Origin of the sequence: Proteus sp. LHD240705 (assembly GCF_047921555.1) — a bacterium.
In the GTDB taxonomy this organism is placed as follows: domain Bacteria; phylum Pseudomonadota; class Gammaproteobacteria; order Enterobacterales; family Enterobacteriaceae; genus Proteus.
On sequence record NZ_JBLRMI010000004.1, the window covers coordinates 269213 to 292539 of the forward strand.

The following is a 23327-nucleotide window of genomic DNA, read 5'->3' on the forward strand; positions in this document are numbered from 1 at the left end:
TTAAGGAACAACGTCAATCTTGGTTTCTGTTGATCCTATTGCACGCCAATAAGGCACATACATGGATTCAACTTGTGGTGGTGGTACTTGATAGTTACCTGGTGTTACAGCTCTTGCTAAATAGAGCAATGTCGTAGGGCGATATTTATCAACAGAGATAGCAGCAACAAAGCGATCATCTCGATACTCAAGATGTTTGATATTCGCTTGTCCCATATCGTCGATAAATTCCTGCAAGTCTGCAGCACTATCACTTAAGCTTGCACTACTTGATGCTAAGTTTTGGTTTTCGATTTCAAGACCAGCTGGTAATAAATCAACAACTAATGCATCAGGTACGTCTCTATCAGCAGAAACTTCCAGTTTAACCACCAGCATTTCACCACTTTGTAAGCGATTAGGATGAACGCGGTTTCCTTTCAAATCATAATAACTGCGATGGATATTTAATATATTACTATAAGGAGCAGGAGCCACTTTAGGATAGCCCACGATATTCATACGAGAATAAATCGCGGCACCACCACGATTATTTAGCTCTAAGCCTTCTTGTAATTGTGCTGATGTTAATGTCTCATTGACTGCACGATCGCTACTGATTGCGGGAACTTGACGATTAACAGCAACTTCCCAAGGCTGTTCTGCCATATTAATAAAGAAGCGCCCAGCAAGGTATAACGAGTTACTTTCTTGGGTTGAGAACCATTCACGGCTTGTTAAGTTATCAGATAGTGTCATCACACTTGCATCACGAGATTGTGTTTCAAGGTTATTTTCACTTAACAATGCAATAATTAATGCTTGGTCACGAATGGTGCTACCGTAGTCGCCCAATCCATAATTATATTTACGCGTTGTTGTCACACCTTCAGCAATCAAGCTTTCAGCGCGGCTGCCATCCCCCATCAGTTTTAATGCGATACCTAACTGAACTAAGGCTAAACCACTTCCTGCTTGATTACGCTCAAGATAGAGACGACGTAATTCACCTAAAGGTGCTTTTTGCTGATTAGCTAATACTAACGCGGCATAAGCCCTTGCTGAGAAACGTGCTGCATCTTGATTAACCGCATATTCATAGTTAACTAAGCTTTTATCTTGTAAATAACGTAATAAACGATCATTCGCACGTTTTAATGAATCAGTTGGAACTGAATAACCTTGTTGTGACGCACGGAATAAGAAGTCAGTCGCATAAGCGGTTAACCAATATTCTTCACGTCCACCTTGATCCCATAAAGAGAATCCGCCTTCTGACTTTTGCATCGTCAGCAGATGAGCAATACCTTTATCAATAGCCGCTTTTCTATCAGCATCAGTTTGCGTTTTAATTCCCAACTGTTTCAACTCTTTTTCTGTTGAATACAGTGAAGGATAAAGCCCGCTGACTGTTTGTTCTAAGCAACCATAAGGATAAGCAAATAGCTCTCTAACATAACGCGCCACTTGTAACGGAGGACGGCTTGTTAGTAATAACTCACCTTCAAGCGTTGAGCTATTAAAGCGACTTAAAATTTCTGATGGTAAGCGCCAAGTATCACCATCTTGCAATGTGCTTGCATAATGAATAGTTTCTGCTGGGAATGCAGGGCGAACACCAATATTCCATGTATTGTGATAAGGTTTAATCTCTTCACCCGGTACTTTAATACCATAAATAGACAGTGAGAATTCCCCCTGACCAAAGCCATGTTTCGCTTTTACTGGGATTTGAATTTGAGTACGTTCACCTTTCGTTAGCGAGACAGTTTTGCTTTCAGCGCCACCTAACCCCACCAACCCTGAAGCGGTATAATTTAAGGTAATAGATTGTGCATCATCTGTCAGATTGGTTAAATCTAACGATAAAAGTGCATTATCACCACCAGCCATAAAGCGAGGTAATGAAAGCTGAGTCACTAAAGGTGCAGCAATAACAACTTTACCTTCCTGACTACCAAATTTATCCGCAGTCCAAGCTTGCGCCATTAAACGAACTTCACCATTAAACTCTGGAATAGGCAAAGAAACTTCGCCCTCACCTTGAGCATTTAATTTTACAGGAGCTGTTTGTTGAGCAATAATTTGCACATCAGTTAATGGCTTTTTGCCACCACGAGATAATGCGGCAGCTTCACCACCATCACCACCAAAACGCAAGTTAGCTAAACGACCTTGCCCTTCAATTAATTGACCGTAAACATCATATTGGTCAATGCTATAACGTTTACGACCAAAGAAGGCATCGTAAGGATCAGGGGTTTTATACTCTGTGATATTCAATACACCAGTATCAACCGCAGAAACTAATACATTAATATTTTCAGGTAATGGCTGACCAGCAACTGGATTCGCTTTAATACGAATTTTTAAATCTTGGTTAGGGCGAATTTTTTCAGGTGCATCAAGTGAAATATCAATCCGACGGTTTTTATCCTGTAATGGTAAATGCAAAATACCCACAGCACGTTTTACTGTCGCTTGTTTTGAAGTATCTCCTGGTCTTACAACAACAGAAGTCAGATAGAGATCGTGTCTTGCCCACTCTTTATTAATAGGCACTTCAACATCAAGCCCTTTTTCTGGTACATCAATTTCCTGCCACCATAAAGGTCCATTACTTGATTCAAGTAACACATAACCTTTACCCGGATGAGGTGCAACAATGTTTAACTTAACTTTTTCGCCCGGTAAATAACCATCTTTATCCAGTTTCAATTTAACTTGGTCTGGTCTTACCGCGCCTGTTCCACCAGTGTTATCCATCCAAGAATAACCTGCCCAGAAACGTAGGCTACTAACTAATTCTGTTTTAGGATCAACAACTTCAATACGATAAGAGCCCCACTCAACAGGGAATGCCACTTTTGCGGTGCCATCTTTCGCAATCTTAATTGTTTGCTCATCCATTTGCAGATCTTTTTCGTTATAGCCAGATTCCCAGCCATTCGAACTAGACCAACGCCAGTAATAATCATGGCGTTCATAGATAAACTTCACTTTCAGATCATTAGCAGGTAGTTTTTTGCCGTCTTGGTCTGTATAGACAATTTCAAATTCAGCCATTGAGTTTTCATCAACGCTATAACCTGATTTATATTTGTCTGTACGATAATCGTAGACTTCTTTTTTAGGAAAGACAGGACGAATACCCGCAAGATGAGTGGCAGGCCAAACTGCTTGTTGATAACGACGAGTAACAGGACGTCCACCCGCTTCAAGTAAGCTTGCTTGTAGAATAATATTGATAGGTGATTTCAACTCAGCGTAGCGTTCACTATCAACACTTAACTCACCTTCACCATCAGAGTCTAAATTAAGTTCAAACTCATCCAGTAGACGGCTGAAGTTTTCATCTTTTACAGTACCAAATTCATATCCAGGTAATTTACTGACAGCTTCACGAGAGGCTTTTAAGAAGACTTGCCCTTGTAAGCGATTATCGGCAGCTGGTGCGCCATAAAGATAGCGACCCTTAATGTCAAAATAAGCGTCATTACCACTCAATAAAATGCCTTTCTTACCAGTGATTTCTAATGCCATACGTTCTGGCATAAAATCTTCGACCTGAAACTCATAGAAACGAGGTGTACCATCGCCTACATCAAAACGTAAGGTACGTGTACCAGTATTTTCATCCGCAGGAATAACTAATTTTAATTGGTAAAGCCCCTTTTCAGGTTGCCAAACAAAACTACGAGACACTTGCCCGTCTGTTTTAAGCAGATCGACTTTAACAGGTTGCTCTTTAATAGGATTACCATCACCGTCACGTAGCAATGCGTTAACGATCAATGTTTCACCGGGACGATAGAGATCACGTGGGCCGAAAGCAAAAAACTGTTTGCTATAACCTTGTGGGCCACCAATATCAAATTCAGACAGATCAAGCGCAGGTTTACGCAAGTCAATCATACTGGTTTGCCCATCACGAATAGCCATTAATAAACGTGCTTTATCACTTTTCTCAAGTGTGGCATGCCCTTGGCTATCTGTCTGTGCTTTAGAAATCAATCCACCTTTTTCATCTAATAGGCGAATTTCTACTTTATCTAATGCAGAACCATTTTTAAGTGATTGGGTAAAGATATCTAACGTATCAAGATAACTGTGCATCGATAGTCCGATATCACTAAATGTAAATACCGTTGCTGGCACCGTATAAGAATACTTACCCGCTTGTTGCATAACCGCAATGTAGGCACCCTCTTTTTTCAGGGCATCTATTGATTTTAGCGGTAACAACACGTTTTCACGGGTATTTGTTTCTGTGTTTAATTCAAAGCGACCGGTATAAACCAGATCAGCTTGAGATAAAAACTCATCTGATTCCCAATAGTTAATATTAGAACGGCTTTCCCATTGCGTTAAGAATTGGGCTAATTGCTCATCTTTAACACGGAAAAAGTTTACGTCAACTTGCCCCACATTTAACGCAATGATGGGTAGACCTTCAGCCGCTTCAAGTGGCAGTAACGATCCTTTACTGGTAAAGCCAACAGATGGGAAAATTTCTTCTGTTGTTAGTTTCTGGCTAAAAGGTGTCGTTAATGTACGTTCATTAATACCTTTTATTTTTTCATCAATAGTTAAATTTAATTCTGTTGATGGTGGTAAATGACGGAAACGTAGTTCCATTAGGTTATCAGATAGCTCCCACGCACCTTCTAATTTCCCTTTTTTGGTATCAACAAGATGAATAACATCATCAAACTTTTGGTCAGGATCAAGCGGTACAGAGAAAGTCACAACCATTGTGCTCGCACCATCACGCTGTAATTCTGATGCATCTAATACGGTGACTTCTTTTCCAGCAAAACGCATTGCCAACTCATCACGGACTTCTTTACTTTTTAATGCAGTTTCGTTATTCGTTTTTGTTGTAACTGCTGGTTTTTCGCTTATTTGAGTTGCAGTACTTGATGTGCTCTGAGCGGTATCTTTTTGCTCTGTCACTTGTGTATTTTGCGTCTTATCAGCAGATGATGTGTTTTCATCCGTTTTATCATCACAACCTGTAAGAGCCAATGCTGATGCCAATACAACAGCAAGAGAGCTCCAACGATAGCCTCTCTTTTCTGTATATTGTCTAAATTGGTTTTGGTTCATATCCATTTCCTTTAATTCAACCCCTGAATAATGCGATGTTCTATGCAGGCAGAGATAATATATGTATTTTTTTATGCTAATAAGATAAAGAATAACTTAATAAGCTATCTTTTACCGCGTAAGACGAAATAAATTACAAAACAAAGTCGTCTTATTTTTACTTTAAAAATAAAGCCTAGCTAAAACAAAGCGTTATATAAAAATGCAAACAATTTGCTAATTTAATCAATTTTCTATTATAAGATAAAAAAAAGCGATATCTGATGAGATATCGCCTAAATTTAGAGGGCTGTATTAACTATCCAAATTAACTATTGGGATGCCTTTTCTTAAGAATCCCCCTAGTTTGCGTTGATAAAAAGGTGATACATGGTGGATCATAAAATGACTCACGCCTTTTTCATCTTTATTCACAAAGCAAAAATCTAGAGATTGTCCTTCTTCTAAATATTCAAAAGCCGATTCAGCCGCTTGTGGGAGTATCTGCATGATCACATCTTCTTCACCCGTTATTTCTAAACCAATAAGATAAAATGACTCTTCATCATCTTGCTCCTGAGCATTAACAATAAAGGCGCGGCGGATCGGTTTATGTTCACCAAAAAACTCGCTAAGCGCGGTTGTTAATTTTTCAGGTTGTGGCTCTAGAACACTCAACTTTAAAGAAGAACCTTCAACAGAAACAATTTCTTGTGTCTCAAATTGTTCAGATACACCCATTACAAACTCCAAATCAAATAACGTTTATTATTTTGCTTTTGCTAATAACAGATTCGCGATAGAACGTACACCGTAACCCGTAGCACCTGCCGCCCATTGCTCTACAGAAGATTTTCTGTACGTTGCTGAACAGTCGATATGTACCCAACCTTTTTTGTAGTTAGTGACAAAGTGCGATAAGAATGCAGCCGCAGTACTTGCACCTGCAGTATGAGAAGGTGCTGCGATATTATTTAAATCAGCGAAGCTAGAAGGTAATTGACTACGATGGAAATCCGCTAATGGTAGACGCCAGAACAATTCATTTTCTTGTTCAGCGCTAGTCAGTAGCTCTGCTGCTAATTTATCATCAAAACTTAATACAGAGTGGTAGTCATTACCTACTGCAACTTTAGCTGCACCCGTTAATGTTGCTGCATCGATAATCAGCTCTGGTGCAATATTGCTTGCATCAATTAAACCATCAGCTAAAACTAAACGGCCTTCAGCATCTGTATTCATGATTTCAACTGATTTGCCATTACGGTAACGAATAATATCACCTAATTTAAAGGCATTACCGCTGACCATATTATCTGCGATGCAGAGCAGTAGTTTTACGCGTTTATTTAAACCACGAGTAACCGCTAATGCTAAAGCACCTGCTAAGGTTGCTGCACCACCCATATCGGCTTTCATTGAATTCATGGATGATGAAGGTTTGATGCTATAACCACCTGAGTCAAAAGTAATACCTTTGCCGACTAAACAAGCAAATACAGGGGCATTGCTATCTTTTGTTGGATTGAAATCTAATGCTAAATAGACAGGATCACGAGAAGAGCCTCGTCCTACTGTATAAATACCGGCATAGTTTTGATCGCGCAGATCAACACCTTTGGTGATCTTATAGCTAATATCTTCTTTATCAAGACCACAGAACAGATCAACTGTGCGTTGTGCTAGTTGTTCAGGCCCTAATTCTTCAGCTGGTGTATTGATGGTATCTCTAACCCAATCAACGATGCGAATACGTGATTCTAGTTCGTGTTTATCTGCATCCTTTAATTGTGGCCATTCGATTGAACGAGCGCCTTTAGGTGCTCTAAATCCTAACCAGAAAGCCCAACTACGTTCTAAATCCCAGCCTTCGCCAACAAGTGCAACATTACTAATACCTTGGCCATCAACTTTACGTCCACCACGCTGAATAGCGCCTAAACGGTTTTCTTCCGTTAAGTGGATTGTCATGCCGGTTTCGCTAGTGCTAATTAGTGCTTTTTCACCCCAACATGCAGCAGCAGGTTCATTTGACAGCATGATAGGCATAATTTGTTTATTCATTTATTGTCTCACTTATTATTACTGGTGGCAGTTAACCTATTCAGACTACCAGATATTTACCGTTTAGCGTGATCAATTTACTGCAAAAACAAAGAGGTCACCATTATCATCCAGTGATCTTACGTATTTACATGATATTCCTCGAAGAAGATCGCACAATAAAATCCCCATACTTCCCTCTTTATGGTTATTTTTAAATCACTGATAAAGCAAAGTGAGAAAGGCCATAATGCAAAAAGACCAGCAATTAGCTAGTCTTTTAAATTTACGATGTCAGCAATTATTCAAATTCATCAAGCCAAACAAGTAAAATAGCCTCAAGAATTTTTTCATTGGATTTCTGTGGATCATCATCAAAATCTTCTAAATCACAAATCCACTGATGCATATCAGTAAAGCGTACCGTTTTAGGATCAGTGTCAGGGTAAAGATCAAATAATGCTTCCCCTATTTCACGCGTGTCACTCCATTTCATGCTCGGCTCCTAAAATTAATGCTCTCTTGCGTGATTAATCGAATATTTAGGGATCTCAACAACTAAATCTTCGTCAGTCACTTTTGCTTGGCAACTTAAGCGGCTTTCTGGCTCTAAACCCCATGCTTTATCTAACATGTCGTCTTCAAGCTCAGAGCTCTCTTCTAGTGAATCAAAACCTTCACGCACTACACAGTGACAAGTTGTACATGCACAAGACATTTCACAAGCATGTTCAATCTCAATGCCGTTGCGTAATGCAACATCTAGAATAGACTCACCTTCTGTTGCCTCAACAACAGCACCTTCAGGGCACAGTGTGCTATGGGGTAAAAATACAATTTTAGGCATAGTTATATCTCATCCACAGAATGACCTGCCAACGCTTGTCGAATAGATGAATCCATACGACGCGCTGCAAAATCCTGAGTTTGCTTATCCAGTAGTTTAATCGCGTTTTCAATAGCAACAGGATCTGTTCCTTCAACGCTCTCTATTAAGGTATCTACAACTTTGTCGATAGCCATTTTCTCATCTTCATTTAACAGATGAGCATCTTCTTCTAATGCTGCAGTTAAACTTTCTAACACGCGAGCTGCTTCGACTTTTTGCTCAGCTAGACGGCGAGCTTGTAAATCTTCTTGGGCATTTTCCATCGAAGATTGGATCATCTTAGCGATTTCAGTATCACTAAGACCATAAGACGGTTTGACTTGTACTGAGGCTTCAACACCCGTTGATTTTTCCATTGCACTGACACTGAGTAAACCATCAGCATCAACTTGGAAAGTGACACGAATATGTGCGCCACCCGCAGCCATTGGAGGAATTCCACGTAATGTGAAACGTGCTAAAGAACGACAATCACTCACCATTTCACGTTCACCTTGAACAACGTGAACACTCATTGCCGTTTGACCATCTTTGAATGTCGTAAATTCTTGCGCTCGGGCAACAGGAATAGTGGTATTGCGAGGGATCACTTTTTCAACTAATCCGCCCATTGTTTCAAGACCAAGAGAAAGTGGAATAACATCTAGCAATAGCATTTCGCTATCCGGTTTATTGCCCACCAAAATATCAGCTTGGATTGAAGCACCAATGGCAACCACTTTATCTGGATCGATAGAGGTTAACGGTTCTCGTTTAAAATAATCACCCACCATTTGACGAACTAATGGCACTCGTGTTGAACCACCAACCATAACCACTTCTAGAACTTCATCTATTTCAACATCCGCGTCTTTTAATGCGCGACGAACAGATAATAATGTACGTTTCACTAATGATTGAATTAATGATTCAAACTCAGCACGAGTGATCTCACCTTTCCATCCATTAATGTTGATATCTGCAACATCGTTATCACTCAATGCAATTTTGGTTTCTGATGCAACATCTAGTAATTGACGTTGTAATACAGCATCTTTTTGATGTCCAAAACCAGCACGTTCTCTTATCCAGTCTGCCAGCATCATATCAAAATCATCGCCACCTAAGGCAGTATCACCGCCAGTCGCTAAGACTTCAAAAACGCCTTTAGTTAAACGCAGAACAGAGATATCAAAAGTACCACCACCTAAATCATAAACAACGATGGTGCCTTCTTTTCCTGAATCTAGACCATAAGCAATAGCTGCCGCAGTTGGTTCATTTAATAAACGTAGAACATGTAAACCCGCACGACGAGCCGCTTCTTTTGTGCCTTGACGTTGAGCATCATCAAAATAAGCAGGCACAGTAACAACAACACCATCAAGTTCGCCACCTAATGATTGTATCGCGCGCTCTGCTAATGTTTTTAATATGTCAGAGGAGACTTGGATAGGATCGACAATACCTGCTGCGGTTTTAATTAATGGCAGATCGTTGTCATTTTCATGAAAATGATAAGGAAGGTTTGGATAACGGCTTGTCACATCACTCAGTGAGCGACCCACCATTCTTTTTATTGAGCTTATCGTGTTAGCAGGATCTTTTTCTGCTTCTTTTTTAGCATTCCAACCAACATTGATATTATCAACTTGATACTGCACAACAGATGGCAATAAATAGCGACCTTCGCTGTCTGAAAGCGCTTCGGCTTGCCCACTACGTACAGTGGCAACTAATGAGTGTGTCGTACCTAAATCAATACCCGCTGCAAGTCGGCGCTGGTGCGGTGCAGGCGTTTGACCCGGTTCACTAATTTGTAATAATGACATAACTATTTCCCTTAAAAACCATCAAACAAGCGTTCTTCAAGTTGCTCTACTTGCTCTTTTAATTTTGCGAGAAAACGCAATTTTCTCACATTATCTGCAGCAATATCCCAAGTTTGATTATCTAACGTTTTGACCATTTCATCATGGCGTACTGTGTACATTTTTTCTAAACGCGCAGAAAAATCGGCTAACAAACTTTCGGCTTCAGCACTGTGTTCGATGTTATCCAGCTCTTCACGTAATGTGAGTTGCTCCATTAAAAATGCAGTATCGTGCATCGTTTGTTGCTCATTAGCAATATCGATACCGTGTAATGAGAGCATGTATTCAGCTCTTGAGAGTGGATTTTTTAAGGTCTGATAAGCCTGATTGATGGTTGAAGCAAGCGAGATTGCTTGAGCCTGTTCTTTTTCAGACTGACCTGCAAAACGATCTGGGTGATATTGACGCTGCATATCTTGATAACGTGTAGCAAGTTGCTGTTTATCAATATCAAAACGATTAGGCATGCCTAATAGTGTGAAATAGTCCATACATCTACTCTTGGATTAATTAACGTTAATACTGTGTTTTAACACAAATTACACAGTGAAGCTCTCACCACAACCACACTCATTAGATACATTTGGGTTGTTAAATTTAAAGCCTTCGTTTAATCCTTCTTTGACGAAATCAAGCTCTGTTCCATCTAAATAGACCATGCTTTTACCATCAACGATAACTTTCACACCTTTGTCTTCAAAAACAGTATCTTCGTCATTGATGACATCAGCAAACTCAAGAACATAAGCCATTCCAGAACAACCAGATGTTCTTACGCCTAAACGCAAACCTTCACCTTTTCCACGATTAGATAAGAAAGAGCGAACTCGATTAGCGGCGGATTCTGTAAGGGAAATTGACATGGCACACCTCACTCATAAAGAACGAAAGCGGATACTGAAAAAAAGTTTCAGCATCCGCCAATATTTTATTTTTTTATTATAAAAGACAATTACTTGCCTTGGCGTTTGCTTTTATAGTCTGCAATCGCTGCTTTTATTGCATCTTCTGCAAGAATTGAACAGTGAATTTTCACTGGTGGTAATTCTAATTCTTCTGCAATTGCTGTGTTCTTAATAGATTCGGCTTCATCTAATGTTTTGCCTTTCATCCATTCTGTTACCAGTGAACTTGATGCAATTGCTGAACCACAACCATAAGTTTTAAAACGCGCATCTTCAATTACGCCATTATCGTCAACTTTGATTTGCAGTTTCATAACGTCACCACAAGCAGGTGCGCCAACCATACCACTCCCTACAGTAGGGTCATTATTATCAAATGATCCCACATTACGAGGGTTTTCATAATGATCAATTACTTTTTCGCTGTAAGCCATGATTTAACTCCTGAAAACGTCTGATTAATGGTGAGACCATTCGATGCTGTTGATATCAACACCTTGTTTATGCATATCCCAAAGTGGCGAAAGATCACGTAAACGACCAATGGCACTGTGGATTTGTTCAATTGCATAATCTATTTCTTCTTCAGTGGTGAAACGACCCAGAGAGAAGCGAATAGAACTGTGTGCAAGTTCATCAGTTAAACCTAAAGCACGCAGTACATAAGAAGGTTCTAAACTAGCTGAAGTACAGGCAGAGCCTGAAGATACAGCAAGATCTTTCAGTGCCATCATTAATGATTCGCCTTCAACATAGTTGAAGCTCACATTAAGAATATTTGGCGCAGTATGTTCTAAAGAACCGTTGATATAAACTTCTTCGATATCTTTAATGCCATTCCATAAACGTAAACGTAATTCGTTTAAGCGTTTAGTTTCATCAGCCATTTCTTCTTTCAAAATACGGTAAGCTTCGCCCATACCTACAATTTGGTGAACGGCTAATGTACCTGAACGCATACCACGCTCATGTCCGCCACCATGCATTTGAGCTTCTAAACGAATGCGTGGTTTACGACGAACATAAAGCGCACCAATACCCATAGGGCCGTAAACTTTATGCGCAGAAAGAGAAAGTAAATCAACTTTTAACTTAGAGAGATCAATCGGTAGTTTACCCACGCTTTGTGTTGCATCTACGTGGTAAACAATACCTTTGCTACGGCATAATTCACCGATAGCAGCAATATCTTGAACAACACCAATTTCGTTATTTACATGCATGATAGAAACTAAAATAGTGTCTTCACGCATCGCTTCTTCAAGCTCTTTCAGGTCAATCAGACCATCACTTTTTGGTGCTAAATAAGTCACTTCAAAACCTTCACGCTCAAGTTGACGACAAGTGTCTAAAATGGCTTTATGTTCAGTTTTTGAAGTGATGATGTGCTTACCTTTTTTCTGGTAAAAGTTAGCAACACCTTTTAGTGCGAGGTTATCAGCTTCAGTTGCGCCTGATGTGAATACGATTTCACGAGGATCTGCACCGATTAAATCAGCAATCTGATTACGTGCAATATCGATAGCTTCTTCTGCTTGCCAACCAAAACGGTGTGAACGAGAGGCTGGGTTACCAAAAATGCCATCAATAGTCAGGCATTGCATCATTTTTTCAGCAACTCGTGGATCAACGGGAGTGGTTGCTGAATAATCTAGATAAATGGGTAATTTCATTGCTCACTAACTCCAAAGACGACGGATCTTCTTTAATAATTTTGTTTTTGCCTACCTAGAGATCGCCGTTAAACTCGCATATTAACAATGGTTTCTTGTAAACGACCATTGATAGCATGGCGTTTTTCATTGTCTTGACGATCGGCGACATCCATAACCTCTTCGTTATTGACTAACTCTTCAAGGCTGATACTGCTTAGGAAACTGGTTATACGATCACTTAAATCACGCCACAAAGTATGAGTCAGGCAACGATCGCCACCTTGACAACCTTCTTTGTTACCCTGACAACGGGTAGCATCGACAGATTCATCAACCGCAGAAATAACTTGAGCAACAAAAATTTGCCCTGCATCACGACCTAATAAATAGCCGCCACCAGGACCACGAACACTTGCGACTAATTCATTTTTGCGCAAACGTGAGAAAAGCTGCTCAAGATAAGAAAGGGAAATCCCTTGACGCTCTGAAATATCAGCGAGGGGGACAGGGCCTTGCTGTGAATGCAATGCAACATCAAGCATTGCAGTAACTGCGTAACGCCCTTTTGATGTCAGTCTCATAACAAATACTCCGTGGTGAACAATAATCAAATTGTGTCATTCCCGAGTAATTTAGTCAACTATTTATCCGAGTGTTTTAGTCAAGTATTATACTCAGCCAAAAGTTGACTTAAGTTAATCAACTTTGCCCTCTATTTCTTAGCCCATTTCTCAACTGACGTCAGAATACCACGTAAGATATGAAGCTCTTGTGTTTCTGGGCGCGCACGCGTAAATAGACGGCGTAAACGGCTCATCACTTGTCCCGGATGTTTAGGGCGAATAAAGCCAGATTCATTAAGCACCTGTTCTAAGTGAACGTAAAAACGTTCTATATCATCAGCTGGTGGATAATCAATCTCTGATGGGTTATTTTCCTCTTGTTTTTCTTCTTGGGCAAGTGCTGCCATACGAATTTCATAACTAACAAGCTGAACAGCCATTGCTAAATTTAAAGAACCATATTCTGGATTAGTCGGAACATACAGATGAAAATCACATTTTTGTAATTCTTCATTGGTTAAACCTGTGCGTTCACGACCAAAAATAATAGCAACAGGCTTATTTTTAGCTTCCATGACACAGCGCTCACCACATTCACGCGGTGCAAGCATTGGCCAAGAAAGTGTACGGCTACGGGCACTTGTTCCTATGACTAAACCACAGCCTTCAATCGCTTCATCGATACTATTAACAATATGTGCATTGCCAATAACATCACTTGCACCCGCGGATAGGGCAATAGAATGCGAATCTGGTTTTTCTTTTGGATTAACAAAATAAAGATTGGTTAATCCCATAGTTTTCATAGCTCGAGCTGTAGAGCCCATATTGCCTGTATGCGAGGTTTCTACAAGGATGATGCGAATATTTTCTAACATTGATTTCTTGTTAATTGCTTTGTGATCTATCTATTTTATCACAATTGTAGCCAGAAACACGAATGCCTGTTATACTCTGGCACGTTTTTTATCCCCGTTCTTTAACATCTTGTGGAAGATAACCATGCATCCGATGCTGAATATTGCCATACGTGCCGCACGTAAGGCTGGTAATTTAATCGCCAAAAATTACGAAAATCCTGAATCTGTAGAAACTAATCAGAAAGGTACCAATGATTTTGTCACTAACGTTGACCGTGACGCAGAACAAGCAATCATTGAAATCATCCGTAAATCTTATCCAAAACACACCATTATTACGGAAGAAAGTGGCGAGTTACTCGGTGAAGATCACGACATACAATGGGTTATTGATCCACTTGATGGCACGACTAACTTCATTAAACGTCTTCCACACTTCTCTGTTTCTATTGCTGTACGCATTAAAGGCCGTACTGAAGTGGCTGTTGTTTACGATCCTATGCGTAACGAATTATTCTCAGCCGTTCGTGGTCAAGGCGCACAATTAAATGGTTATCGTCTGCGTGGCTCTAATGCTCGCGATTTAGACGGTGCTGTTCTTGCGACTGGTTTTCCATTCAAAAGCAAGCAACATTCAGCTGCTTACATGAACATGTTAGGCAAACTGTTTGTACCTTGTGCTGATTTCCGTCGCACAGGCTCAGCGGCATTAGATTTAGCTTATGTTGCCGCAGGTCGTGTTGATGGTTTCTTTGAGATTGGCTTAAAACCTTGGGATTTCTTAGGTGGCGAATTAATCGCTCGTGAAGCAGGTGCTATCGTTTCTGACTTTACAGGTAACCATGGCTACCTACAAACAGGTAATATTGTTGCAGGTAACCCTCGTGTTGTCAGAGCATTATTAGCTGAAATTCGTAGCGAATTAACAGATGCATTAAAACGTTAATTTCGTTGATACGAATAAAAAATATAAACGAAAAAGACCATAATATTATGGTCTTTTTTATTGCACTTTTTCTTATGTAGAACAAGTTAACTATTTTGAGGTTTAACTTGAGGTCTTATAAACATCGCAGGAATAGTTAATGCCGCCATTAACCAGAAAATTAATGATTCTTGATTTGGCAGTTTCTCATATAGCCAACCTGATACTATCGTCATAATCGCAATACTTCCTCCCATTGCTAAAGCAGAATAAACGGCTTGCAGGCGAATAATTTCATGCTCTTGACGCGCACTAATAAAGCGCATAGCGGCTAAATGGCACACTGTAAACGTACCACTATGTAAGATTTGAACAACAATAAGCGCGGGTAATGCGGTAAAACTCCCCATTAATCCCCAACGTAAAAATCCAGCAAAAGCAGAAAGCAAAAGTAAATTTCTTGCGCTCCAACGACGGAATAAACGATGGCTCAGCATAAAAACAACTACCTCTGAAACCACACCTAATGACCAAAGATAGCCGATTGTTGCAGTGTCATACCCTGCTTTTTCCCAATAAAGTGCGCTAAAACCGTAATAAGCTGCGTGTGCGCCTTGCAGTAAAGAGACACATAACAGAAAACGCCAAACTGGCCCATCTGAAATGAGTTTCATAAAGGACACATTGCTGTGTTCTGCTTTTTTTACTTTACCCTGTGGCATAATTTTAGGGCGGAGCATAGATGTCAGGAATAGAGCAAAAGTACTGGCAATCAATCCATAAAGAATAATGGGATGCCCAAAAGCATCAATTAAAACACCTAGCAATGATGAGCTAATAATAAAAGCGATTGAACCCCAAACGCGAATTTTTCCATAATCAAAAGGAAACTGTTTTTGCCACGTTCCCGCTAGGGAATCCCCTAAAGGCACCATTGGTGAAAAGAAAACGTTAAATCCTGTCATCACAAAGAATAACCATGCCCAATGGCTACCCATCATAAATGCAACAGTAAAAAGTAATGAGAGAAAAGCAAATAATCTCAATGCAGTGATAAGTTTTGACGGATCCTTTACCGCAGGCGTTAAAATTAGGCTACCAACAAAACGTGCAGTTAAACCTACACCTAATAACAGACCTATCATTGCCGGATCGACACCCTCTCCTTTTAGCCATATGGACCAAAAAGGTAAAAAAATGCCGTATGAAAAGAAATAAGTAAAATAATCTAAGGCAAGCCACAATGTTGATGGAATAACCATCCAATCCCCCATTTTTAAGATGCAAAAAAACCCGCCAAGAACAAGTTCTCGAAGCGGGCTTGTACAACGGGTTTTATTATATCGTTACAAACTTATGCGTAAACTGGAAATTTAGCGCAGATATCCAAGACTTTTTGTTTCACTTTCTCAATGTTCGCTTCATCATTGATATTATCAAGGACATCACACATCCAACCGGCTAATTCACGAGCTTCCGCTTCTTTAAAACCACGACGTGTAATCGCTGGAGAACCGATACGAACACCAGAAGTGACAAATGGGCTACGTGGATCATTTGGTACGCTGTTTTTGTTAACAGTGATATTTGCACGACCCAGTGCAGCATCTGCATCTTTACCTGTAATATCTTTATCGACTAAATCTAATAAAAACAGGTGGTTTTCAGTTCCGCCAGACACTACTTTATAACCGCGATCTAAGAAAACTTCTACCATTGCTTTCGAGTTTTTCGCAACTTGTTGCTGATAAACTTTAAATTCTGGCTCCATAGCTTCTTTTAATGCAACCGCTTTACCTGCAATAACATGCATTAAAGGGCCACCTTGAGAACCAGGGAATACAGCAGAGTTCAGTTTTTTATAAAACTCTTCGTCGCCACCTTTAGCAAGGATAAGACCACCACGTGGACCCGCTAAAGTTTTGTGGGTTGTTGTTGTAACAACATGTGCATGAGGAACTGGGTTAGGATAAACACCCGCTGCAACCATACCTGCTACGTGTGCCATATCAACAAATAAGAATGCACCAATGCTATCTGCAATTTCGCGCATTTTAGCCCAATCAACCAGACCAGAATAAGCAGAGAAACCACCGATGATCATTTTTGGTTGATGTTTTTTAGCCTGAATAGCGATATCTTCGTAATCAATTTTACCTGATTCATCAATACCATAAGGTACGATATTATACAGTTTACCAGAAAAGTTAACTGGTGAACCATGAGTTAAGTGACCGCCTTGCGCTAGGTTCATACCTAAAACGGTATCACCTGGTTTTAATAATGCCATATAGACAGCGGCATTCGCTTGAGAGCCTGAGTGAGGCTGTACGTTAGCGTAATCTGCACCAAATAATGCTTTTGCACGATCGATAGCCAGTTGCTCTACAACATCCACATACTCACAACCACCGTAGTAACGTTTACCCGGATAGCCTTCAGCATATTTATTTGTCAGCTGAGATCCCTGCGCCTGCATAACACGAGGGCTGGTATAGTTTTCAGAAGCAATAAGTTCGATGTGCTCTTCTTGACGAGTCACTTCACCTTCCATTGCATTCCATAATTCTGGATCGTAATCAGCAATATTCATTTCACGTTTTAACATTCACATCTCCTGACTCAGCTAACTTCACTAAAGACAAACTCCCATGCGGGAGAAAGAATGGCATACAGTGTAAACTCTTTTTCTTCATTGAGATAGCCCCTAATGAAAAAATACGCAATCGTTTGCCATCCAACTATAACAGCATATTATTACTTTTTAACAACCTCATTTTATCCTGTACTTATTCCTCTTTTTGAGGTGCATCTCGCCTTATTTTGCAAACACCCCGCATCATTCTCTAAGAATTGAGATTTTTTGTTAAAAAATAAAAACAGAGATTTACAAAATACTCAAAAAGAGATAAGTTGCATATAAAATGCAATTTATAAAAATTCACAATAAACTGAAAATTTTTCAGGAGCAATTATGTTAGATGCACAAACTATCGCGACAATTAAATCAACAATTCCCCTCATTGCTAAAACAGGTCCTGCGTTAACTGCCCATTTTTATGATCGAATGTTTTCTCGCCACCCAGAATTAAAAGATATTTTCACCATGAGCCATCAAAGCAGTGGTGCGCAACGTGAAGCCTTATTTAATGCAATATGCGCTTATGCGACGAATATTGAAAACTTAGCTACTATTTTGCCTGCCGTTGAAAAAATTGCACAAAAACACACCAGTTTAAATATTCTTCCTGAACACTATCCCATCGTCGGTGAAAATTTATTAGCAACAATTGATGAGATGTTTAGTCCTGGGCAAGAAGTGCTAGATGCTTGGGGGGAGGCTTATCAAATATTGGCTGATGTCTTTATCAATCGCGAAGAACAAATTTATCAACAAAAAGAACAAACAAATGGAGGTTGGAGAGGATTACGAAACTTTAAAGTTAAACATAAAGTAAAACAAAGTGATGTAATTACCAGTTTTGAATTAGAGCCTGAAGATGGACTTGCGGTTACTCCTTATCAAGCAGGGCAATATTTAAGCCTTTATATCCGTGATGAACATCTTGAAAACCAAGAAATACGTCAATATTCATTAACTCACTCTTCAAATAATAAAACCTATCGCATCGCAGTAAAACGCGAAGATAAAGGTATTTTATCGAATTTTCTGCATGACCATATTCAAGAAGGTGATACTTTACAAGTCGCCGCACCAGGGGGCGATTTCTATTTAGATGTGTCACCAACAACACCTGTAACCTTAATTTCAGCAGGTGTGGGTTTAACGCCAATGCTATCTATGTTACACACACTTTCAGCTCATAAAGCTAATATCAATTGGTTACATGCAGCTGAACATGGTGGTGTTCATGCTTTTAAAGATGAAGTTAATCAAGTCGGCAATCAACTTTCACATTATCAACAAGCGATATGGTATCGCACGCCACGAGCGGAAGACGTGCAAAATAAAGATTATCAATTCGAAGGCTTAATGACATTAAAACAAGTTGAAGATTGGTTAACTATTCCTGATATGCATTTCTATTTTTGTGGTCCATTACCTTTTATGCAATCTGTTGCTAAGCAACTTATTGAATTAGGTATTAATAGTGACAAACTTCATTATGAATGTTTTGGTCCTCATGCTGTTATTACACAAGATTTACAGTAAAAATACTTTCATTAAAGTTCGATTTTAAATTGAATAAAAAAAACGCTGATAGAGTTATATTTATCGGCGTTTTTATTAGCTATTTCACTGCCTTTTTATGATCGATATTTATTTTCAATCGCCGCAGGAATAACATGCTCTTTAGCAGAAAGACCGTACCAAATAACACTAATTAAACAGAGCGTATAACCAAATAATTCACTGCCCTCTTCCACCATGTTTTTAACAGCACGGTTATAATCCTCACCCAATAGTTTATGCCAAAGTATTCCCATGCCAAATAAACGAGAGAACAGTAAAACACATAATAGACCAGCAACTAACATTCCATGGCTTGGATGAGTAATAAAGTGAATTAAGCCTTTTAACGTTCTTTTGCCTTCTCTAATTGCAATAGCAATACAAATAAACGTGACCGTTAGAGCAAACCAAACCCAAGAGCCGTGTGCAATCTGATCAAATACACCATCTAACTCACGAATTAAAATACATAGAAAAAAGCCCAGAATAAGTGTGAATGCTCCCTGTTGTTCACATCCTTGGCACGCTTTAACGAAAAAGAATAAACAGACAATGGCAACGATAATTTCTTGACCTAATTCAGTTACCGACGTTTCAGAAATACCATTATCAAGAACCAAAATATCAAGAAAAATAAATCCCGTAGTGATAGCGATTAACACTGCTGCACATAAAAATAAAGCGAGACGCTTTAATAAATAATTAAACACTATTTTGCCCATACCTTAATGATTTTTTAATATTGATGATAATAACTTTCCTTAAAAGTTATTGAATAACATTTTGTGCCTTAAAGTTTATAAAAAATAGTAAAATAAATTGCTCAGTATCATCAATAGACTTGTATAAGATATAAATAGCATTATAGGCAAAACATTAAAAAATTAATTATGCGCAAAAAAAGAAAAAGCCCGATATCTTGATTAAAAAATATCGGGCTTTAATAAAAATGAAAAATATAATTATTTGGCTTAAATTAATTAATAACTAAATAGCCTCTTCGTCTTGTTCGCCAGTACGAATACGAATAACGCGATTCACATCAAAGACAAAAATCTTACCATCACCAATTTTACCTGTTTGTGCCGTTGTCATAATTGTATCTACACAGGTTTCAACAATTTCATCAGAGACAACAATTTCAATCTTCACTTTAGGTAAAAAATCGACCATGTATTCAGCACCGCGGTAAAGCTCAGTATGCCCTTTTTGGCGACCAAAGCCTTTCACTTCTGTTACAGTCATTCCCGTGATACCCACTTCGCCGAGCGCTTCTCTTACATCATCTAATTTAAACGGCTTAATTATCGCTTCAATTTTTTTCATCGTATTATCCTGCTATTACCAGTTGTGGCGACCAAAACCGCTTGTAATTGGGTATCTGCGATCTTTACCAAAATTACGACTTGTAATACGTGGCCCTACAGGGGCTTGACGTCGCTTGTATTCATTAATATCGACTAATTTTATCACTTTACGGACTGTCGCTTCATCAAATCCTGCTGCAACTAAATCAAATACAGATTTATCTTGCTCAACATAACCTTCAAGAATAGCATCCAGAATGTCATAAGGAGGTAAATTATCTTGGTCTGTTTGCCCCGGTGCAAGTTCTGCTGATGGTGGTCTATCAATAACACGCTGAGGAATAGCAGGTGAAAGTGTATTACGATATTTAGAAAGCTCGAAAACTAATGTTTTAGGTACATCTTTTAGTACATCAAAACCACCCGCCATATCGCCATACAATGTGGAATACCCCACTGCTGATTCACTTTTATTGCTTGTGGTTAACACTAAACGACGGCGTTTATTCGACATTGCCATCAAAATAACAGCGCGGCAACGTGCTTGTAGATTTTCTTCTGTGGTATCTGCGGCAGTATCTTTAAACATAGGCGCAAGCTGAGCCATAAAAGCATCAAACATAGGTTCAATAGAAACCGTATCAAACTCAACACCTAATAAATCAGCCTGTTCTTTTGCGTCATGAATGCTCATTTCTGAAGTATAACGAAATGGCATCATAACAGCCTGAACACTCTCTTTGCCTAAGGCATCAACTGCGATAGCAACTGTTAGTCCAGAGTCAATACCACCAGATAACCCTAGAATTGCCCCTTTAAAGCCGTTTTTAATTACATAATCACGCGTTGCAAGCACTAACGCTTGATAAACTTGCGCTAAAGGCGAAAGTTCCGGAGCAGGATCTGCCATCGGAATAATATTTAATTCATCGAACTCAACGATAGTGGTTTGTTCATCAAATGCAGCTAGACGATGCGTAATAGTACCGCGTTCATCAAATACTTTTGAACAACCATCAAATACCAACTCATCTTGGCCACCAATTTGGTTAAGATAAATCACGGGAAGATGTGTTCTTTGGCAATGTTCTTTAATTAGCTGTGTACGAACATGAGGTTTTTCACGGTTATAAGGTGATGCATTAATAGATAGAACAAGATCAGCACCCGCTTGTTTTAATGCATCGATAGGTTCATTGATCCAGATATCTTCACAAATTAACAAGCCTAAGTGGTAACCTTTAAATGGCACCACACAGCGCTCATTTCCTTGTTGGAAATAACGCTTTTCATCAAACACACCATAATTAGGCAATTGCTGTTTGAAATAACGCGCTTGTAATTCACCTTTATAGAAAAATGAAAGTGCGTTGTAAATTTTGCCGTTTTGCCACCAAGGATGCCCAACAACAATCGCCGTTTTTTTACTTGCTTGTTCTAAACGCGTAAGTTGTGTTTCACAACGCTGTTGGAAATCAGGACGAAATAGCAGATCTTCAGGAGAGTAACCGCATAAAGCCAACTCAGAAAACATGACCAAATCGGTATCTTCTTGTGCTTTTACGGTAGATAACATGCGTTCGCAGTTACCTTCAATATCGCCAACAACCCAATTAAGTTGAGCCATGGTGAGTTTTAGTTTACGACTCATAAAAATTAGTCTCTCCGCTATCTTCCGCATAAAAGGAAAGTTAGTTTAAAAATATATTCGTTATCTGAAAAGGTTATTCTTTAAAATCATTCGCATCTAGCTCATGACGAGATAACAATTTATAAAACTCAGTTCGATTGCGCCCAGCCATACGTGCGGCTTGGGTCACATTGCCTTTTGTCATTTGCAAAAGCTTTCTCAAATAGGTCATTTCAAAATGCCCTCTCGCTTCTGCAAATGTGGGCAGTGCCGTATTTTCACCTTGTAATGCCTGTGTTACAAGCGCTTCACTGATCACAGGTGCTGTTGTTAACGCAACACATTGCTCAATAACGTTAACCAATTGACGCACATTACCCGGCCAACTTGCTGTCATTAAGCATTTCATCGCATCGGTTGAAAAACTTCGAACAAAAGGTTTATGGCGTTTAGCAGACTCTCTCAATAAGTGATTAGCAAGAATAGGAATATCTTCTGCTCTCTCACTTAATGTCGGAATACGTAAGTTAACCACATTTAAACGATAGAACAGATCTTCTCGAAATTCATTACGTTCCATCGCTTTAGGTAAATCACGATGCGTTGCAGAAAGAATTCGTACATCAATATCAATATCGCGATTACTGCCTAATGGGCGAACTTTTCGCTCTTGTAAAACACGTAATAACTTAACTTGCAATGCCATTGGCATATCGCCAATTTCATCTAAAAATAATGTGCCGCCTTCAGCTGCCTGAAATAGACCTTCACGGCTACTCACCGCGCCTGTAAAAGCGCCTTTCGCATGGCCAAATAATTCAGACTCTAGAAGTTGCTCAGGTAAAGCACCACAGTTAATGGCAATAAAAGGTTTTTTCGCTCTAGGGCTTGCGCGATGGATAGCTTGAGCAAGGACTTCTTTACCCGTACCACTTTGGCCATTGATAAGTACACTGACATCAGATTGGGCGACTAGCTTTGCTTGCTCTAATAAACGTAGCATTTGCGGGCTACGTGTCACGATATCTTTTGACCACTCTTCATCTGAAACAATAGTCACAAGCTCAAGTGCTTCATCAATCGCTTTATAAAGTGCGTCTCTATCAACGGGTTTGGTTAAAAAGCTAAATACGCCTTGCTGTGTTGCGGCCACTGCATCAGGAATAGAGCCATGAGCCGTAAGAATGATAACGGGCATGCCCGGCTGCTGACGTTGTATTTCAGCAAACAGCGCCATACCATCCATTTCATCCATTCGGAGATCACTAATAACAAGGTCTATTTTTTCTTTTAAGAGAAGTTTTAGTGCTTCTTGTCCACTTTCAGCGGTGAAGATATGAAAACCCTCACTTGTTAATCGCATACCAAGTAACTTTAATAACCCAGGATCGTCATCGACAAGTAAAAGATTTGCTGATTTATGGCCAGCCATGCA

The 23327-nt window shown here is 39.4% G+C and carries 20 protein-coding genes; 2 read left to right on the forward strand and 18 right to left on the reverse strand.

Annotated elements, in window-relative coordinates:
• The 12 genes from ACNART_RS10320 to trmJ form a co-directional block, all read right to left on the reverse strand.
• A complete protein-coding gene (locus ACNART_RS10320; protein ID WP_368927701.1) occupies positions 1-5094 on the reverse strand; it encodes an alpha-2-macroglobulin in 5094 nt (1697 codons plus the stop codon).
• A 288-nt stretch (positions 5095-5382) separates the two neighbouring features.
• Positions 5383-5808 carry an enhanced serine sensitivity protein SseB C-terminal domain-containing protein gene (locus ACNART_RS10325; protein WP_196534111.1) on the reverse strand — a complete coding sequence of 142 codons (426 nt, stop codon included), beginning with the start codon at positions 5806-5808 and terminating at the stop codon, positions 5383-5385.
• Positions 5809-5835: 27 nt separating this feature from the next.
• Positions 5836-7131, reverse strand: coding sequence for an aminopeptidase PepB (gene pepB, locus ACNART_RS10330; protein ID WP_368927700.1), 1296 nt, complete (start codon positions 7129-7131; stop codon positions 5836-5838).
• Positions 7132-7411: 280 nt separating this feature from the next.
• Entirely contained in the window at positions 7412-7606 is a 195-nt protein-coding gene (gene iscX / locus ACNART_RS10335; protein WP_006533441.1) for a Fe-S cluster assembly protein IscX, read from the reverse strand.
• Between the two features lie 15 nt (positions 7607-7621).
• Entirely contained in the window at positions 7622-7957 is a 336-nt protein-coding gene (gene fdx, locus ACNART_RS10340) for an ISC system 2Fe-2S type ferredoxin (RefSeq protein WP_198619730.1), read from the reverse strand.
• A 2-nt stretch (positions 7958-7959) separates the two neighbouring features.
• Entirely contained in the window at positions 7960-9810 is a 1851-nt protein-coding gene (hscA, locus tag ACNART_RS10345) for a Fe-S protein assembly chaperone HscA (protein WP_198625819.1), read from the reverse strand.
• Positions 9811-9821: 11 nt separating this feature from the next.
• Positions 9822-10343, reverse strand: coding sequence for a co-chaperone HscB (gene hscB / locus ACNART_RS10350; RefSeq protein ID WP_100158400.1), 522 nt, complete (start codon positions 10341-10343; stop codon positions 9822-9824).
• Positions 10344-10391: 48 nt separating this feature from the next.
• Positions 10392-10715, reverse strand: coding sequence for an iron-sulfur cluster assembly protein IscA (gene iscA / locus ACNART_RS10355; protein ID WP_006533446.1), 324 nt, complete (start codon positions 10713-10715; stop codon positions 10392-10394).
• Positions 10716-10804: 89 nt separating this feature from the next.
• Positions 10805-11191: a Fe-S cluster assembly scaffold IscU gene (gene iscU, locus ACNART_RS10360; RefSeq protein ID WP_006533447.1), complete on the reverse strand. Its 387-nt coding sequence runs from the start codon at positions 11189-11191 to the stop codon at positions 10805-10807.
• Between the two features lie 24 nt (positions 11192-11215).
• Positions 11216-12430: an IscS subfamily cysteine desulfurase gene (locus ACNART_RS10365; RefSeq protein WP_100158398.1), complete on the reverse strand. Its 1215-nt coding sequence runs from the start codon at positions 12428-12430 to the stop codon at positions 11216-11218.
• Between the two features lie 68 nt (positions 12431-12498).
• Complete coding sequence (iscR, locus tag ACNART_RS10370; RefSeq protein WP_006533450.1) at positions 12499-12993, reverse strand: Fe-S cluster assembly transcriptional regulator IscR; 495 nt, start codon at positions 12991-12993, stop codon at positions 12499-12501.
• A 131-nt stretch (positions 12994-13124) separates the two neighbouring features.
• Positions 13125-13853: a tRNA (cytosine(32)/uridine(32)-2'-O)-methyltransferase TrmJ gene (gene trmJ / locus ACNART_RS10375; RefSeq protein ID WP_109370966.1), complete on the reverse strand. Its 729-nt coding sequence runs from the start codon at positions 13851-13853 to the stop codon at positions 13125-13127.
• 124 nt (positions 13854-13977) lie between these two features.
• Between trmJ and suhB the strand changes: the two genes are divergently transcribed.
• On the forward strand, positions 13978-14781 hold the full coding sequence (gene suhB, locus ACNART_RS10380; protein WP_023581619.1) for an inositol-1-monophosphatase: 804 nt from the start codon (positions 13978-13980) through the stop codon (positions 14779-14781).
• Positions 14782-14867: 86 nt separating this feature from the next.
• Here the strand turns inward: suhB and ACNART_RS10385 are convergent, their stop codons facing one another.
• Positions 14868-16022 (reverse strand): 3-phenylpropionate MFS transporter, encoded by a 1155-nt coding sequence (locus ACNART_RS10385; protein WP_368887573.1) that lies wholly within the window; start codon positions 16020-16022, stop codon positions 14868-14870.
• Positions 16023-16114: 92 nt separating this feature from the next.
• Entirely contained in the window at positions 16115-17368 is a 1254-nt protein-coding gene (glyA, locus tag ACNART_RS10390; RefSeq protein WP_088495048.1) for a serine hydroxymethyltransferase, read from the reverse strand.
• A 366-nt stretch (positions 17369-17734) separates the two neighbouring features.
• Here glyA and hmpA point away from each other — a divergent pair, with 366 nt between their 5' ends.
• On the forward strand, positions 17735-18934 hold the full coding sequence (gene hmpA / locus ACNART_RS10395) for an NO-inducible flavohemoprotein (RefSeq protein WP_368927698.1): 1200 nt from the start codon (positions 17735-17737) through the stop codon (positions 18932-18934).
• A 95-nt stretch (positions 18935-19029) separates the two neighbouring features.
• Here hmpA and ACNART_RS10400 read toward each other — a convergent pair whose 3' ends face one another.
• The 4 genes from ACNART_RS10400 to glrR all read right to left on the reverse strand — a co-directional run bounded on the left by ACNART_RS10400 (position 19030) and on the right by glrR (position 23324).
• Complete coding sequence (locus tag ACNART_RS10400; RefSeq protein WP_198629846.1) at positions 19030-19677, reverse strand: hypothetical protein; 648 nt, start codon at positions 19675-19677, stop codon at positions 19030-19032.
• Between the two features lie 265 nt (positions 19678-19942).
• Complete coding sequence (gene glnB / locus ACNART_RS10405) at positions 19943-20281, reverse strand: nitrogen regulatory protein P-II (RefSeq protein ID WP_006533462.1); 339 nt, start codon at positions 20279-20281, stop codon at positions 19943-19945.
• Positions 20282-20296: 15 nt separating this feature from the next.
• Positions 20297-21913, reverse strand: coding sequence for an NAD+ synthase (locus ACNART_RS10410; RefSeq protein WP_368927696.1), 1617 nt, complete (start codon positions 21911-21913; stop codon positions 20297-20299).
• Between the two features lie 73 nt (positions 21914-21986).
• Entirely contained in the window at positions 21987-23324 is a 1338-nt protein-coding gene (gene glrR / locus ACNART_RS10415; protein ID WP_023581612.1) for a two-component system response regulator GlrR, read from the reverse strand.
• Between the last annotated feature and the right edge of the window lie 3 nt (positions 23325-23327).